General features: G+C 53.1%; 15 protein-coding genes. 14 read left to right on the forward strand and 1 reads right to left on the reverse strand.

Annotated features, from left to right (window positions below):
• The first annotated feature begins 101 nt into the window (after positions 1-101).
• From eutN to BN1044_RS02870, 14 genes are all read left to right on the forward strand, one after another.
• Positions 102-389, forward strand: a complete 288-nt coding sequence (gene eutN, locus BN1044_RS02805) for an ethanolamine utilization microcompartment protein EutN (protein ID WP_025801770.1) — start codon at positions 102-104, stop codon at positions 387-389.
• Positions 390-583: 194 nt separating this feature from the next.
• Positions 584-2,011: an aldehyde dehydrogenase family protein gene (locus tag BN1044_RS02810; RefSeq protein WP_072307461.1), complete on the forward strand. Its 1,428-nt coding sequence runs from the start codon at positions 584-586 to the stop codon at positions 2,009-2,011.
• 11 nt (positions 2,012-2,022) lie between these two features.
• On the forward strand, positions 2,023-2,865 hold the full coding sequence (gene eutJ / locus BN1044_RS02815; protein WP_072307462.1) for an ethanolamine utilization protein EutJ: 843 nt from the start codon (positions 2,023-2,025) through the stop codon (positions 2,863-2,865).
• A complete protein-coding gene (locus BN1044_RS02820) occupies positions 2,858-4,072 on the forward strand; it encodes an iron-containing alcohol dehydrogenase (RefSeq protein WP_072307463.1) in 1,215 nt (404 codons plus the stop codon). The genes eutJ and BN1044_RS02820 overlap by 8 nt, the downstream gene beginning before the upstream one ends.
• Positions 4,073-4,106: 34 nt before the next feature.
• Positions 4,107-5,354, forward strand: coding sequence for an ethanolamine utilization protein EutH (eutH, locus tag BN1044_RS02825; protein WP_072307464.1), 1,248 nt, complete (start codon positions 4,107-4,109; stop codon positions 5,352-5,354).
• 1 nt (position 5,355) lies between these two features.
• Positions 5,356-6,768, forward strand: a complete 1,413-nt coding sequence (gene eutA, locus BN1044_RS02830; RefSeq protein WP_072307465.1) for an ethanolamine ammonia-lyase reactivating factor EutA — start codon at positions 5,356-5,358, stop codon at positions 6,766-6,768.
• A gap of 12 nt (positions 6,769-6,780) precedes the next feature.
• Positions 6,781-8,142 carry an ethanolamine ammonia-lyase subunit EutB gene (locus BN1044_RS02835; RefSeq protein WP_025801782.1) on the forward strand — a complete coding sequence of 454 codons (1,362 nt, stop codon included), beginning with the start codon at positions 6,781-6,783 and terminating at the stop codon, positions 8,140-8,142.
• Between the two features lie 18 nt (positions 8,143-8,160).
• A complete protein-coding gene (eutC, locus tag BN1044_RS02840; RefSeq protein ID WP_072307466.1) occupies positions 8,161-9,042 on the forward strand; it encodes an ethanolamine ammonia-lyase subunit EutC in 882 nt (293 codons plus the stop codon).
• A 12-nt stretch (positions 9,043-9,054) separates the two neighbouring features.
• Complete coding sequence (gene eutL / locus BN1044_RS02845; protein WP_072307467.1) at positions 9,055-9,714, forward strand: ethanolamine utilization microcompartment protein EutL; 660 nt, start codon at positions 9,055-9,057, stop codon at positions 9,712-9,714.
• 12 nt (positions 9,715-9,726) lie between these two features.
• Positions 9,727-10,293 (forward strand): BMC domain-containing protein, encoded by a 567-nt coding sequence (locus BN1044_RS02850; RefSeq protein WP_072307468.1) that lies wholly within the window; start codon positions 9,727-9,729, stop codon positions 10,291-10,293.
• The gene (locus BN1044_RS02855) at positions 10,286-11,638 is read left to right on the forward strand and encodes a 4Fe-4S dicluster domain-containing protein (protein WP_072307469.1); all 1,353 of its coding nucleotides are present in this window, start codon (positions 10,286-10,288) and stop codon (positions 11,636-11,638) included. Before BN1044_RS02850 ends, BN1044_RS02855 begins: the two co-directional genes overlap by 8 nt.
• A gap of 60 nt (positions 11,639-11,698) precedes the next feature.
• Positions 11,699-12,232 (forward strand): BMC domain-containing protein, encoded by a 534-nt coding sequence (locus BN1044_RS02860; RefSeq protein ID WP_247650392.1) that lies wholly within the window; start codon positions 11,699-11,701, stop codon positions 12,230-12,232.
• Between the two features lie 26 nt (positions 12,233-12,258).
• Complete coding sequence (gene eutR / locus BN1044_RS02865) at positions 12,259-13,308, forward strand: HTH-type transcriptional regulator EutR (RefSeq protein ID WP_072307471.1); 1,050 nt, start codon at positions 12,259-12,261, stop codon at positions 13,306-13,308.
• A gap of 184 nt (positions 13,309-13,492) precedes the next feature.
• Positions 13,493-13,966: a hypothetical protein gene (locus BN1044_RS02870; RefSeq protein WP_072307472.1), complete on the forward strand. Its 474-nt coding sequence runs from the start codon at positions 13,493-13,495 to the stop codon at positions 13,964-13,966.
• Between the two features lie 105 nt (positions 13,967-14,071).
• On the opposite strand, the gene BN1044_RS02875 is transcribed toward BN1044_RS02870, so the two are convergent.
• The gene (locus tag BN1044_RS02875; protein WP_139130873.1) at positions 14,072-14,986 is read right to left on the reverse strand and encodes a hypothetical protein; all 915 of its coding nucleotides are present in this window, start codon (positions 14,984-14,986) and stop codon (positions 14,072-14,074) included.
• Positions 14,987-15,235 lie beyond the last annotated feature (249 nt).

The following is a 15,235-nucleotide window of genomic DNA, read 5'->3' on the forward strand; positions in this document are numbered from 1 at the left end:
GCTATTTTAGCAACACATCATTTTTTGCTGCCTGCGGGCGGTGTGGGACGCTTTTACCCTGCATTTACCCAAAACGTTTTTAACAGAGCAAGGAGTTAAACGTGAAATTGGCCGTCGTGATAGGACAGATCGTATGTACCGTGCGGCATCCCGGGCTTGAGCACGACAAGCTGTTGCTGGTTGAGACCATCAACCGACAGGGTGAACCCAGCGGGGAATGCAGCGTCGCCACCGACAGCATAGGTGCAGGCAACGGTGAATGGGTGCTGGTGGTGGGAGGAAGTTCCGCCCGCCGCGCACAGCACAGCGAGGCGTCACCGGTCGATCTCAGCGTCATTGGCATCGTAGATGAAGCCGTGATGGAGAGTCAGGTGATTTTCCATAAGTAATTTCCCAGCGTGGGTAATGCCGCTCGTTTAAGAGATCGAGATACACGGGTCTAGCACACCGCGGGGCGCTCCGGCAGCTAAAGCTGCTACGACCCCATCGGTGTACTCCCCCTAAAATCGAGCTTAGGTGGCAAGTATTCCTTACCGAGGGTGGCTTAAGTTCAGGCCGTCATAAAACGGGGCGAACAGTGAACATGGATCAGAAAGAAATCGAACAAGTGGTGAAGGCGGTACTCGCTGGCATAGCGTCAGCTCCGGCGGTAACGGCTTCGGCACCTAAAACAACCGATACGCACGTGTACGGCGCAGGCGTTTTTGCTTCGCTGGACGACGCGGTTTCGGCTGCCAAAACGGCCGTTGCGGGTCTCAAAACCGTGAGTATGCGCAAGATCGCGGTGGATGCTATTCGCCACGCGGCGGAAAAACACGCACAGGTGTTGGCTGAAATGGCCGTGGCTGAAACGGGCATGGGACGCGTTGAAGATAAATTCGCTAAAAATGTGGCTCAGGCTCGCGGTACGCCGGGCGTGGAATGCTTAGCGCCGCAGGTGCTGACCGGAGATAACGGTTTAACGCTGATTGAAAATGCGCCGTGGGGCGTAGTGGCATCCGTCACACCGTCCACGAATCCGGCAGCAACGGTGATCAACAACGCCATCAGCATGATCTCTGCGGGGAACAGCGTGGTTTTTGCGCCGCATCCGGCGGCAAAAAAAGTCTCCCAGAAAACCATCTCGCTATTAAATGAAGCGGTGGTGGCCGCAGGTGGGCCAGCCAACCTGATGGTGACCGTCGCCAACCCAGACATTGATACCGCACAGCGCCTATTTAAATACCCAGGTATCGGTTTGTTAGTCGTGACCGGCGGCGAAGCCGTGGTGGAGTCGGCGCGTAAGCATACTAACAAGCGTTTGATCGCCGCAGGCGCGGGTAATCCACCGGTAGTCGTCGACGAAACGGCCGATATTCCTCGCGCGGCGCGCGCTATCGTGCACGGCGCTTCTTTCGATAACAACATCATCTGCGCCGATGAAAAAGTGCTGATCGTCGTCGACAGCGTGGCCGACCAGCTGCTGGCTGAGATGAAGCTGCAACATGCGGTGTTACTGAGCTCGGCGCAGGTGGAACAGCTAATGCCTCTGCTGCTGAAAAATATCGATGAGCATGGCAAAGGAACGGTTTGTCGTGACTGGGTGGGCCGTGACGCCGCCAAAATTGCGGCGGCGATTGGGTTAGAAGTGGATGCTAAAACGCGCCTGCTGCTGGCCGAAACGTCGTCTTCACATCCTTTTGCCGTGACAGAAATGATGATGCCGGTACTGCCGGTGATCCGCGTGGGCAACGTCGAACAGGCGATTGCGCTGGCGGTGAAATTGGAAGGCGGCTGCCACCATACGGCGGCGATGCATTCTCGCCACATTGAAAATCTCAACCAGATGGCCAATGCCATTGATACCAGCATTTTTGTCAAAAACGGGCCGTGCATAGCGGGGCTGGGGCTTGGCGGTGAAGGCTGGACGTCAATGACCATTACCACGCCAACCGGTGAGGGTGTGACTTCCGCCAGAACCTTTGTCCGTCTGCGCCGCTGCGTGCTGGTGGATACATTCCGCATCGTATAACGGAGGCGTCAATGACTCGAACCGCACAGGAATGGCTTCACCCGCGTTTGTTACGTGCCGCCGAATTGCAGCAAGGATCCGCCGCGCCAATTGAAACCAGCCAGCCACTTTGGCTAGGAATTGATTTGGGTACCTGCGACGTGGTGTCGATGGTGGTTGATGCAGACGCTGTTCCCGTCGCGGTGTGTTTGGACTGGGCGGATGTGGTGAGAGATGGCGTGGTGTGGGACTTTTTTGGCGCCGTCAATATCGTGCGCCAGCACTTAAACACCTTAGAGGCGCAGTTTGGTCGGCGTTTTGAATATGCTGCGACCTCATTTCCTCCGGGCACCGATCCGCGTATTTCCATCAATGTGCTGGAAGCCGCAGGGCTCAGCGTCACCATGGTGTTAGATGAACCCACCGCCGTGGCGGATATGATGGGCCTAACCCGCGCGGCGGTGGTGGATATCGGTGGTGGAACCACCGGTATTGCCGTGGTGGCGCAGGGTAAGGTGGTTTACTCCGGCGATGAGGCCACTGGCGGCCACCACATTTCTCTTACGCTTGCGGGAAATCAACGAATTTCGTTAGAAGAGGCCGAGCAAATAAAGCGCGAGCGCGGCGCTGAGATCTGGCCCGCGGTGCGTCCGGTTTACGAAAAAATGGCGGATATCGTTGAGCAGCATCTGCAAGGTCACCGCGTGGATGAGCTCTGGCTCGCTGGCGGTTCTTGTATGCAGCCAGGGGTTAAGGCGCTATTTGAACAGCGCTTTCCGCAACATCAAATCCATCTGCCACCGCAGTCGATCTTTATGACGCCGCTGGCGATTGCCGCCTGCGGGATCAGCGAAGAGGAAGGGTGCCATGCATAACGCATCATTATGTGAAACGTCACCGGACGATTTAGTCCAGACCGCACTTTATCAGGCCTTGGACATGATGAATGCGCGTCAGGTGCGTGAGTTTGCAGTGCCTCCTTCCACCCTGATGGGGCCGGGGGCGGTTAGCCGTTGCGGTCAGTCTCTGGTGGATCGCGGCATTGAGCGTGTCTTTCTGATGGTTGACGGCGGTTTGCATCAGGCTGGAATGACGCAGGTTTTGCTGCGAAGTCTGGAGCAAAGCGGCGTGGCCTATGAAATTTGGGCCTGTCCGCCGGGTGAGCCTATTGATACCGATGTTAGCGCCGCGGTGGCACAACTATTACAGGTGCAGTGCGACGGCGTGATTGCGTTGGGCGGCGGCTCGGTGCTGGATGCGGCGAAGGCAGCCGCGCTACAGGCGGCCAATCCCTCGCTGAATTTTGCTGAGCTGACTCCGTCTTTGCGCCTTAAACGTCGCTTGCCGCTGATTGCCATTCCGACCACCGCCGGAACGGGCTCAGAGGCGACCAACGTTTCGGTCATTATCGCCATGCCCCAGCACCGTAAGCAGGTTTTGGTTCACGCGCTGCTCATTCCTGACATGGCCATTATTGATGCCTGTTTAACGCTGGGCGTGCCGTCGCACGTGACGGCCGCCACCGGTATTGATGCGCTGACTCACGCCATCGAGGCCTATGTGGCTACCAATGTAACAGGGCTGACCCGTGCGTTGGCACATCGTGCGATTACGCTAATTGGTCAGGCATTACCGCAGGCGGTTGGGCAGGGGCAAGATCTGGCTGCGCGTGAGTCGCTGATGATGGCGTCTTACATGGCGGGAATGGCGTTTTCTAACGCCGGTTTAGGCCTATGCCATGCCTGCGCGCATCAGATTGGCGCGGCGTATGGCATTGCGCACGGCGTGGCGAACGCCATCATGCTGCCGCAGGTGATGGATTTTAACCGCTTGGTATGCAAAAGAACGTTTGCCGAAATTGGTCATGCCCTGACGCGGGAAACCTGCGACGCGGCAGGCACCATTCGTGCAATCGCGCAGTTGATTGACGATGTGGGATTGGGCGGCAATCTGGCGAGCTATGGCGGGCAGGAATCTGACTACGCCGAATTCGCCCGTGCAGCATTACAAGACGTGTGCATTCAAAGTAATCCACGCACCGTCACTGAGGCTCAAATTGTGGCGCTGTATCGGGGCTCGTGAGCTGACTTAAACAGGCTTTGAAGGAGAACAGGCTATGGGCATTAACGAAATTATCATGTACATCATGATGATCTTCATGCTGATTGCGGCAGTGGATCGCATATTTACCCAGTTTGGCGGCTCGGAACAGATTTTAGGCAAAATCGGCCTTGGCTCGGTAGGAAAGAGTATTTCTGGCTCGGGTGGTCAATTCGAAGAAGGCTTTATGGCGATGGGGGCCTTGGGCTTAGCGATGGTGGGGATGACCGCGCTGGCGCCGGTGCTGGCGTATTTGCTCGGGCCAATCATTATCCCTATTTATGAAATGCTGGGGGCGAATCCTTCCATGTTTGCAGGCACCTTGTTGGCCTGTGATATGGGCGGTTTCTTCCTTGCCAAAGAGCTGGCGGGCGGAGACATCGCTGCATGGCTTTACTCTGGCTTGATTCTCGGTTCCATGATGGGGCCAACCATCGTGTTCTCTATTCCCGTAGCGTTGGGGATTATTGAAAAATCAGATCGTCGTTATTTGGCGTTAGGTGTATTAGCGGGCATTGTCACTATCCCGATTGGCTGTATTGCGGGCGGCTTAGTCGCGATGTATTCCGGCGTGGAAGTGAACGGTCAGCCGGTGGTATTTACGCTTAGCCTGATCCTGATGAACATGATCCCCGTACTTATCGTGGCGGCGCTGGTTGCGCTGGGGCTGAAGCTGATCCCCGAAAAAATGATCAACGGTTTTCAGATTTTCGCCAAAATCTTGGTGGCGATTATCACCGTGGGGTTGGCTGCTGCGGTGGCTAAGTTTGCCGTTGGCTGGACGATCATTCCTGGTCTAGATCCTATCTTCATGAGCGAAGGCGATAAGCCCGGTCAGGTGATGCGCGCGATTGAAGTGATCGGCTCCATCTCCTGTGTTCTGCTCGGCGCCTACCCGATGGTATTGCTGCTAACCCGTTGGTTTGAAAAACCGTTAATGCGCGTGGGGGGTGTTCTGCGGATTAACAATATGGCCGCGGGTGGCATGGTCGCCACGCTGGCTAACAACATCCCGATGTTTGGCATGATGAAACAAATGGATGCGCGCGGCAAAGTGATCAACTGTGCGTTTGCGGTATCCGCCGCCTTTGCGCTGGGCGACCACCTCGGTTTTGCCGCGGCGAATATGCCTAGCATGATTTTCCCGATGATCGTCGGCAAGTTAGTTGGTGGGGTTACGGCTATCGGCGTCGCCATGATGTTAGTGCCGAAAGGGGAAGACGTCGCCGTTAACGCTGAGCAACCTGTATCTGAGGAGGCCTAGCGTGAAAACTCTCGAACTGCTTAGCGTTGGTATTGATATTGGCACCACCACCACGCAGGTGATCTTCTCGCGCCTGTCGTTGGTGAACCGTGCGTCCATTTCTCAGGTGCCTCGCTATGAGTTCGTGAAGCGCGAGATTATTTGGCAAAGCCCGGTGTTGTTTACACCGGTCGATTTTGCCGGTTTTCTGCGCGAAGAAGAGCTGCTGGCTCTGGTGCTCGCACAGTATCAGGCCGCAGGCATTGCGCCTGAAACCATCGACTCGGGCGCCATTATTATCACCGGTGAAACGGCCAAAACCCGTAATGCACGCCCGGCGATCGTGGCGCTTTCTCAACGGCTGGGGGATTTTGTGGTGGCCACTGCGGGGCCGCATTTAGAGTCGGTTATTGCCGGTTTTGGCTCGGGGGCACAGGCCTTATCCGAACAAAAAATGGCGCGGGTTTTAAACATTGATATCGGCGGCGGCACGGCGAACTATGTGCTGTTTGAAGCGGGACGGGTGATAAGCTCCGCCTGCTTAAACGTGGGTGGGCGGTTGATTGAAACCAGCCCCGACGGTCGCGTACTGCGTGCCCATCCGGCGGGGCAATGGATCGCGGATTCCCTGTTTGGCGCAGGGGTTAACGTGACAAGCCTGACGCGGGCACAGCTTGATCAGATTGCCGCACGCATGGCGCAGCTGCTGCTCGAAGTGTTCAATGGCGCACCTTCTCCGTTAGCTCAGCGGTTACTGATGACCGATGCGCTACCCGCCTGTGATTCTCTATACGCCTTAACGCTTTCGGGCGGGGTGGGCGAGTGTTTTCGCTCGAACGACAATAGTAATCCATTCCGGTTTGGCGATATCGGCCCGCTGTTGGCGCAGGCGATTCACCAAGAACCGGGATTTGCCGCGCTGCCGGTGCAGGTACCGAATCAAACCGTGCGAGCCACGGTGATCGGCGCGGGGGCGCATACGCTTTCCCTTTCTGGCAGCACTATCTGGCTGGATGGCTTATCTCTGCCTATTCGCAATATTCCGGTTGTTCATCCTGATGCGAGTCATGCGACCTCGCTGGTAGACGCGTGGTTGCAGGCGCTCACCCAAATGGATTTACAGCCCCAGCACGATCTCTATGCATTGGCGTTACCTACCGAGCTGCCGGTGAACTATGCCTCGGTACAGCACTGTATCGACGCCTTGCAGGAATTCAGCACTCGCTTTTCAAATCCGCATCCGCTGCTGGTCGTTGCCTGTCAGGATTTTGGCAAGGCTTTGGGCATGCTGCTGCGGCCGATGATGGCACAACGTCAGCTGGCGGTGATCGATGAAGTGATCACTCGAACCGGCGATTACATCGATATCGGCACACCGCTCTTTGGCGGCGCAGTGGTGCCGGTCACCGTCAAGTCACTGGCTTTTCCTTCTTAAGGGAATTTGTTTATGAAACTAAAAACACAGCTATTCGGTAAGTCGTATCAGTTCAAGGATGTGAAGCAGGTGTTGGCGAAGGCCAACGAACTGCGTTCGGGGGATGTGTTAGCTGGCGTGGTGGCGGAGAGTTCGCAAGAGCGCGTAGCGGCCAAGCAGGTGCTGTCCGAGATGACGATTGCGGATATCCGCATGAATCCGGTGATCCCTTATGAAGAAGACTGTGTCACGCGCATTATTCAAGATGACATCAATGAAACCGCCTATGCCCGAGTAAAAAACTGGAGCATTAGCGAGCTGCGCGAATACATTCTGGATGATGAAACCAGCGTGGATGACATCGCTTTTTTACGCAAAGGGATCAGCTCCGAAGTGGTTGCCGCCGTGGCGAAAATTTGCTCCAACGCCGATTTAATCTACGGTGCTAAAAAGATGCCGGTGATTAAGAAAGCCAATACCACCATTGGCATTCCCGGCACGTTTAGCGCACGTCTACAGCCGAACGATACGCGCGACGATGTGCAGAGCATTGTGGCGCAGATTTATGAAGGGCTCTCATTTGGACTGGGCGATGCGGTCATCGGGGTGAATCCGGTCACCGACGACGTCGATAACCTGAGCCGTGTGTTAGATACCATCTACGGCGTCATCGACAAATTTTCTATTCCGACCCAAGGCTGCGTGCTGGCGCATGTGACGACGCAAATCGAAGCGATCAAGCGTGGTGCGCCGGGTGGTCTGATTTTCCAAAGTATCTGCGGCAGTGAAAAAGGGCTGAAAGAGTTTGGCGTTGAGCTGGCGATGCTTGATGAAGCACGCGCAGTCGGTGCGGAATACAACCGAATTGCCGGTAGCAACTGTCTCTATTTTGAAACTGGCCAAGGCTCTGCGCTGTCGGCTGGGGCTAACTTCGGTGCCGATCAGGTCACGATGGAAGCGCGCAACTATGGCTTAGCGCATCACTACGATCCGTTCATTGTGAATACCGTGGTCGGCTTCATTGGGCCAGAGTATTTGTACAACGATCGCCAGATTATTCGCGCCGGTTTAGAAGACCATTTCATGGGCAAACTGAGCGGAATTTCTATGGGCTGCGACTGCTGCTACACCAATCATGCGGATGCCGATCAGAACCTGAACGAAAACCTGATGATCCTGCTGGCGACTGCCGGATGTAACTACATCATGGGGATGCCGTTGGGCGACGACATCATGCTCAACTACCAGACCACGGCATTCCACGACACGGCTACGGTGCGCCAGCTGTTGAACCTGCGTCCATCGCCGGAGTTTGAGCGCTGGCTCGAAACCATGGGGCTGATGGCGAATGGCCGTTTGACTGCGCGCGCCGGTGATCCGTCGCTCTTTTTCTGATTTCTGAGGTAAATCATCATGGATCAAAAGCAAATAGAAGAGATTGTGCGCAGCGTGATGTCACGTATGGCGCAGCCAGAAACCGCTGCGCAACCGACCGCAGCTGGAGTCGTCACGGGCGTGGAGAGCGGCGAATGTTGTGCTGTCGATCTCGGCTCTGACGAGGCTAAGCAGTGGATCGGGGTTAAGAATCCGCATCGCCTAGACGTGCTACAGGAGCTGCGGGCGAGCACCGCGGCCCGCGTATGTACTGGACGCGCTGGCCCTCGACCACGTACTCAGGCGCTGCTGCGTTTTTTGGCTGACCATTCGCGCTCCAAAGATACGGTGTTGAAAGAAGTGCCGCCGGAGTGGGTACAAAAGCACGGGCTGTTGGAAGTGCAGTCGGAGATCAGCGACAAAAATCTGTATCTCACCCGTCCAGATATGGGACGACGTCTTAGCGCTAATGCCATTGAAACCTTGAAAACCCAGTGCAAAGCCAATCCCGATGTACAGGTGGTGATTTCTGATGGTTTATCAACCGATGCGATTACCGCTAACTATGACGAGATCCTTCCGCCGTTGCTGAAAGGGCTGGAGCAGGCGGGGATGAACGTCGGCACGCCGTTCTTTGTGCGCTATGGGCGCGTGAAAATAGAAGATCAGATTGGCGAGTTATTGGGCGCGAAAGTGGTGATTTTGCTGGTGGGAGAACGTCCAGGCCTGGGGCAGTCAGAAAGCCTTTCCTGTTATGCGGTCTATTCACCACGCATGGCTACCACGGTAGAGGCCGATCGTACCTGCATTTCAAATATCCATCGTGGCGGCACGCCTCCGGTAGAAGCAGCAGCGGTGATTGTGGATTTGGCCAAACGGATGCTGGAACAGAAAGCCTCCGGTATTTCGATGACTCGTTAAGGAGTAAGCACCATGCCAGCATTAGATTTGATTAAGCCGAGCGTCAAAGCGATGAGGGTGATTGCCGCGCTGCAGGAAGATTTCCACCGTGAGCTGAAGCTGCCGTCGCATATTCGCAGCCTTGGCCTGATTACCGTGGACTCCGACGATGTGGCTTATATTGCCGCCGATGAGGCCACTAAACAGGCTCAGGTCGAAGTCGTTTATGGCCGTTCTTTGTACGCCGGTGCCGCGCACTCGCCGTCACCCTCTTCGGGTGAGGTAATTATTATGCTCGGGGGGCCAAACCCAGCTGAAGTGCGCGCTGGTTTAGATGCGATGCAAGCCATGATCGAACAAGGGCCGGCCTTCCAATGGGCTAGCGATGCCGAAGACACGGCGTTTCTCGCGCATGTGGTCTCGCGCACCGGCTCTTATCTGTCTGGTTCTTCCGGCATTCGGTTAGGCGATCCGTTGGCGTATTTGGTTGCACCGCCGCTAGAAGCGACCTTTGGCATTGATGCGGCGCTGAAAGCCGCCGATGTGCAGCTGGTGACCTATGTTGCACCGCCGTCAGAAACTAACTATTCCGCCGCGTTTTTAAGCGGTAGTCAGGCGGCGTGCAAAGCGGCGTGTAATGCGTTTAGCGAGGCAGTATTGGAAATAGCTCGCTGTCCTATTCAGCGCGCTTAACGGAGGACGGCCATGATCAACGCACTAGGATTACTGGAAGTGTCAGGTTTGGTGGCGGGCATTGACGCCGCCGACGCCATGCTGAAAGCGGCTCAGGTTCGGGTCCTCAATCATGAAGTGGTTGATCCGGGTCTGGTGACGCTGGTGATTGAAGGCGATCTGGCGGCCTGTCGTGCGGCACTGGACGCCGGTGCGGCGGCAGCCAGCCGAACCGGTATGGTGATTAGTCGCAAAGAGATTGGCCGCCCCGATCCTGATACTGAATGGTTAATTTTAGGGCTGAGAGGTTTAGCGCCAAAACCGTCTCCTACGCCTGAAGCTGCGCCCGCGCCTGAAATAGCACAGCCAGCGCTGACGGAAACCGAGACTTCAGACGATGAAATTGCGGTAACGCAAGTATGGCTAGCGGAGATCGCCAGCCATGCCCAAGGTATGACGGCGGGTGAAATGGCGGCTCGCTTTCAACTGAGCTTGAAGCAGACCAGACATACGTTAGAAACGCTGTTGCGGGAAGGCAAACTGCGTAAGCGGGGCAGCCGCTATCGTATAAAAGTGGCGAAGGAGGAGGGGCATGAATAACCCGAGCCAAATACGCATGACGCTAACGCCCGAGGAGATTCGTACTCGGGTAGCAGCGGCGGGTGTGGTGGGATCGGGCGGTGCTGGCTTTCCGACTCACGTGAAACTTCAGGCGCAGGCGGAGATTTATTTAGTCAACGCCGCTGAATGTGAGCCGCTGTTGCAGGTCGATCAGCAACTGGCTGCTCAGTCGGCGGCTCGCTTGCTGCGTGGGCTGCAGTATGCCATGTGTGCCACGAGTGCCACCGAGGGCATAGTTGCGATTAAGCGTAAATATCACGCCGCCATAGAGGCGTTAACGCCGTTGCTGACAGCCGGAATTCGGCTGCATATTTTACCGGATGTCTATCCTGCGGGAGATGAAGTGATCACCATTTGGCTGGCGACCGGACGGCGCGTTCCCCCTGCGTCGCTGCCGCTGTCGGTTGGCGTGGTGGTGAACAATGTGCAAACGCTGCTGAACGTTGCCGCAGCGGTGGAAACACAAACGCCGGTGACTCAACGCACCTTAACCATTAACGGCGCGGTGGCTGAACCGATGACGCTCACGCTGCCGCTGGGGACTTCATTACGCGAGGCGCTGGCGCTGGCCGGCGGTGCAACCGTCGCCAATCCTGCCTTTATCAACGGTGGCCCGATGATGGGGCGCTTGTTGGCATCGTTGGATGAACCGATCACGAAAACGACCGGTGGACTGCTGGTTCTGCCGAGCGATCACCTGTTGATTGAACGTCGAATGCGCAGTGAGCGGACGGTGCTCAATCAAGCGAAAACGGTGTGTGAACAGTGTGGCATGTGCACCGAATTGTGCCCTCGACATCTGATGGGTCATGAACTGCCGCCGCATTTGATTGTGCGTTCGGTGAGCTATGGTCAGCTCTCTTCACTTTCTTCTGTGACGGCGGCGTTAACCTGCTCCGAGTGTGGCGTGTGCGAGGCGTGGTCGTGTCCGGTAGAGATCTCCCCGATGCGAATTAATCAATTGCTGAAGGCGGAGCTGCGTGCCAAGGGCGTTCGTTATCAAGGTGAACTAGGCCCAGTTTCGCCGATGGCAGAGTATCGACTGCTGCCGGTTAAACGGCTGGTGGCGCGTTTGGGATTGGCTCCCTTCATGCATAAAGCGCCGATGCAAGAGACGACGTGGCAACCTCATCGGGTCGAGCTGACGCTTAATCAGCACATTGGTGCGCCAGCCACGCCTTGTGTCGAGATCGGACAGCGTATCACGCAGGGTGAGTGCATTGCGCAGATGCAGAACGGTGCTTTGGGCGCAGCGCTACACGCCAGTATTTCCGGCGTGGTTAGCCAGGTGGGATCACGCAGTATCACGTTGGTGAGGGAGTAGCGAGTTATGGTGTCGCAGAGCAGGGTTATCACTGGGGTGAAAACTTATAACGCTATCGGGATGGTTGAGCTGTCGAGCATCGCTAAGGGGATGCAGGTGACAGACTTCATGCTGAAAAGCGCCAACGTCGGTTTGCTAATGGCCAAGACCGTTTGCCCCGGCAAATATGTGGTGATGGTGGGAGGGGACGTTGCCGCCGTGACGCAGGCGATAAGTACCGGCGAGCATCAGGGCGGCACGCTGTTGGTTGACAGTTTTTTGCTGGCCAACGTGCACCCTGACGTCCTGCCCGCTATCAGCGGCGTGACCGATATGCCCGATAAGCAGGCGGTGGGCGTTATAGAAACCTTCAGCGTAGCGGCCTGTATCGAAGCGGCTGATTGTGCGGTTAAAACCGCAAACATCACACTAATTCGCTTGCATATGGCGTACGGTATTGGCGGGAAATGTTATGTGGTGATGAGCGGCGATGTGGCTGGCGTTACTACGGCTACGCAGGCGGCAAGTGAATCAGCAGGAGAAAAAGGCGCGCTGGTATACAGCATGGTGGTGCCTAACCCACATCCAGAATTCTGGCAGCAACTGGTGAGTTAACGCGTGGTTGCCGTCGAGGAGCGCATATGAAAAAGAAGCCAGATCGTAATTTGCATCATCTTTTTTCGGGGGATATCGACCCTGTAAACAGTAAACCGCTGGTTGAGCGTGAAAATGTTCATCAGCGCGAGTCGCAAGATGTGTATGAACATGCCTGTACCATCACGGCATGGCAGCAACTTTATGATCAGCTCCGCCCCGGCAAGTTTAAAGGCGAACTCACCGAAATCCTGTTCGACGGCGTGCAGATTTTCCGCGAGTACACCAACCTGACGCTGCGTCAATCTTGCATGGTGTGGCCGAATGCGTTCTGGTTTGGCATTCCTGATGTGCGCGGTGAGCACGGTTTTATCGGCTCACAGCCGTTGGATTCGCAAGAAATTGCGGTACGTCCCGGAGGCAAAGAGTTTGAGCTTAGTACGCCAGATGATTACACCATTCTTGGCGTGGTGGTTTCGTACGATGTGTTGTTTAGCCACGCCTCGTCGCTCATCGATCCCGACCGACTATTGCAACTGCTTAACAATAACCCCGCGCTCGAAGTCAATGCGTATCAAAAAGAAGCGCTGTGGTATTTCATTAATCAGGCGTTATCGCACGGCAGCGTTGATCCAGAATCGATGCAGCAGGCAAACGTGCGTAAGGTGTTATGCCACAACCTACTTACTGCGATGACCCACTTACTGGAAGGCGCACAGCCAGTTTCAACTCGCCAAGTTTATAGCCGAATTAACTACCAGCACTTAGTTTCACAGGCGCGGGAATATTTGCTGAGCCAAACGTCTGAACCGGTGACGGTGCTCGATTTATGCCGTGAATTACACGTCAGCCGCCGAACGCTGCAAAATGGATTTCATCAGGTGCTGGGCATTGGGCCGAATGCATGGCTAAAAGCACTGCGCTTGAATGCGGTACGCCGCGAACTGGTCAGCCCATATTCTGAGTGCCATACCGTGAAGGATGCCGCCATGCAGTGGGGTTTTTGGCATTTAAGCCAGTTTGCTACTGACTATCAGCGCCTGTTTAACGAGAAGCCTTCGGCTTCGTTAGCGGCGCGTGGGGCAAGGTTTATTTAGTTTTGCCATCATATTTGTTGTCGCAATATGGGCAATGAAAGATATACCGATTAACGTATTTCACAACAGGCCAGAGTATTGCTAAGGTAAACAGGCTTACAGAAGATATTTATTAGGGCAAATCCCTGGCATCTCACTTCATATATAGATAAATAACATTATTGGTATTCAAGGAAGGATATAGATGTTTAAGAATATGACGCTTTTTGCCGTTCTGATGTCACCGTGTGTTGCTGCTTACGCTGCTGTGATACCCGAGAATATATCACCAAGCAGCATCGTTACTGAGGATTTTGACGTTAGTGTGATTACTGATTTAGCGTATCCCGTTTGCACATGGAATTTAGGCGATAATAAGAAAGAGAACTTTTATCACTTTGTTGAAGGCGAAATGTGCCCTGCCGGTGGGGAACGATGCACATACTCAGGCGTTATGAAATTGAATGGAAAGATAGCCATCTTGAAGCAATTATCGTCAGACAATGGCACTAGCGTTTTCAAAAATGATAATACGACTATCATCACAACGCTGACTCCGATTAAAAACCCCAAAGCAGAGGTAGGCAGCGAAGAAGAAAGCGACTTTAACGCCGTTGTTGTTATTAAAACAAGCCGTGGTGAAAAGAAGCTTGAGATGACAGGGTTTTGTAGTATTTAAAGGGGATTGATATTCTGACGTTCATTATTTCGTAATCCCCACATGTTTTTCTTAATATCCTAACTTACTATCAAATAGCGCTGAAGCGTAAAAATCACATAAATTTCAACAAAATTTAGACATAAATTCACTCATCGTTGTTATTTTTACCTTTAATGATAGAGCGCTACATACAAATTTAGCTTTCTTTGTTGTAGAACTATCCTCTGTGACATAATATTTAGCCTGAGATGCAAAATAAAGGTTTTTGCAATCACGCATTATATTCGACGGTCTATTCTTCTTATTTATTTTATCTTTGAATTTTGGATGAAAATCAAGTAGCATGTATGATAATTCTATTTTTCCACCAATAGTCATATCATCAAAAGACCTACCGTTGATATGGCAAAATGATTTGATGACATCATCAAAGTTGTGTAAGTAATTTTCAGGCTGCTCTGATGTAATGAAATCTAAAAATGGAATAAGCTTTTTTGCATATTCTGATTTTTTATTAAGAATTGTATCTCTATTGTTAAGGCTTTTCTTGATGTCAGCGACTTGTATTCTGAATTTTTTGTAATGCTCTGGGTCGTCCATAGATAGCCACATATGCTGTAAAAATTCTGTCATTACGTCTGAATCAAGTATGCCACCACTTCTCTCTAAGAAAGGTCTAAAAATATCATCTTTTGGCAAAATATTCATATCAACGGAGTAGCTTCCACCTGATAATTTAATATCTGGCTCTTCTTGAGTTTCACTGACTATTTTTTTAAAAAAGTTATAAATATTAACATTGTTTGTAGGAAGGATTTTTTCTGTTGGCCCTATAATTCCAAGAGCATATCCCTGCGATAGGTTATTAAGATATTCTAAGTCTGATTTTATATTTTGTTGGTTATCTGGGTTAAAACTGATAGCGAGATCTTTCAGGTGTCCCTCTGAAAATGGAAATTTGTATTTTTTAGATAATCGATTTATCAGATTGTTGAATTCTGGACCATTAATTGAATCTCTAACTGTTGAGTGTTTCATGTACTGGATTACATTCCAATCAAGATAAACATATTCCATTTATATCATTATCTCCCATGTAAATAAGTTACATGATGCTTACAAGAAGGGCATCAGACTCACCAGTCAATTGTATCATTGTATGTTAAATTAACGCCATAGGTTATTTCTTCAATATTCAGTGCGTACCACGACGGTTTTCGCTTAGCCTGAATCTATATCGGCATATCTTTGGGCTTATGGATTTAACTTCGAGGTAAATGTTGCTTA

Origin of the sequence: Hafnia alvei (genome assembly GCF_900095695.1) — a bacterium.
Taxonomy (GTDB): Bacteria; Pseudomonadota; Gammaproteobacteria; order Enterobacterales; family Enterobacteriaceae; genus Hafnia; species Hafnia alvei_B.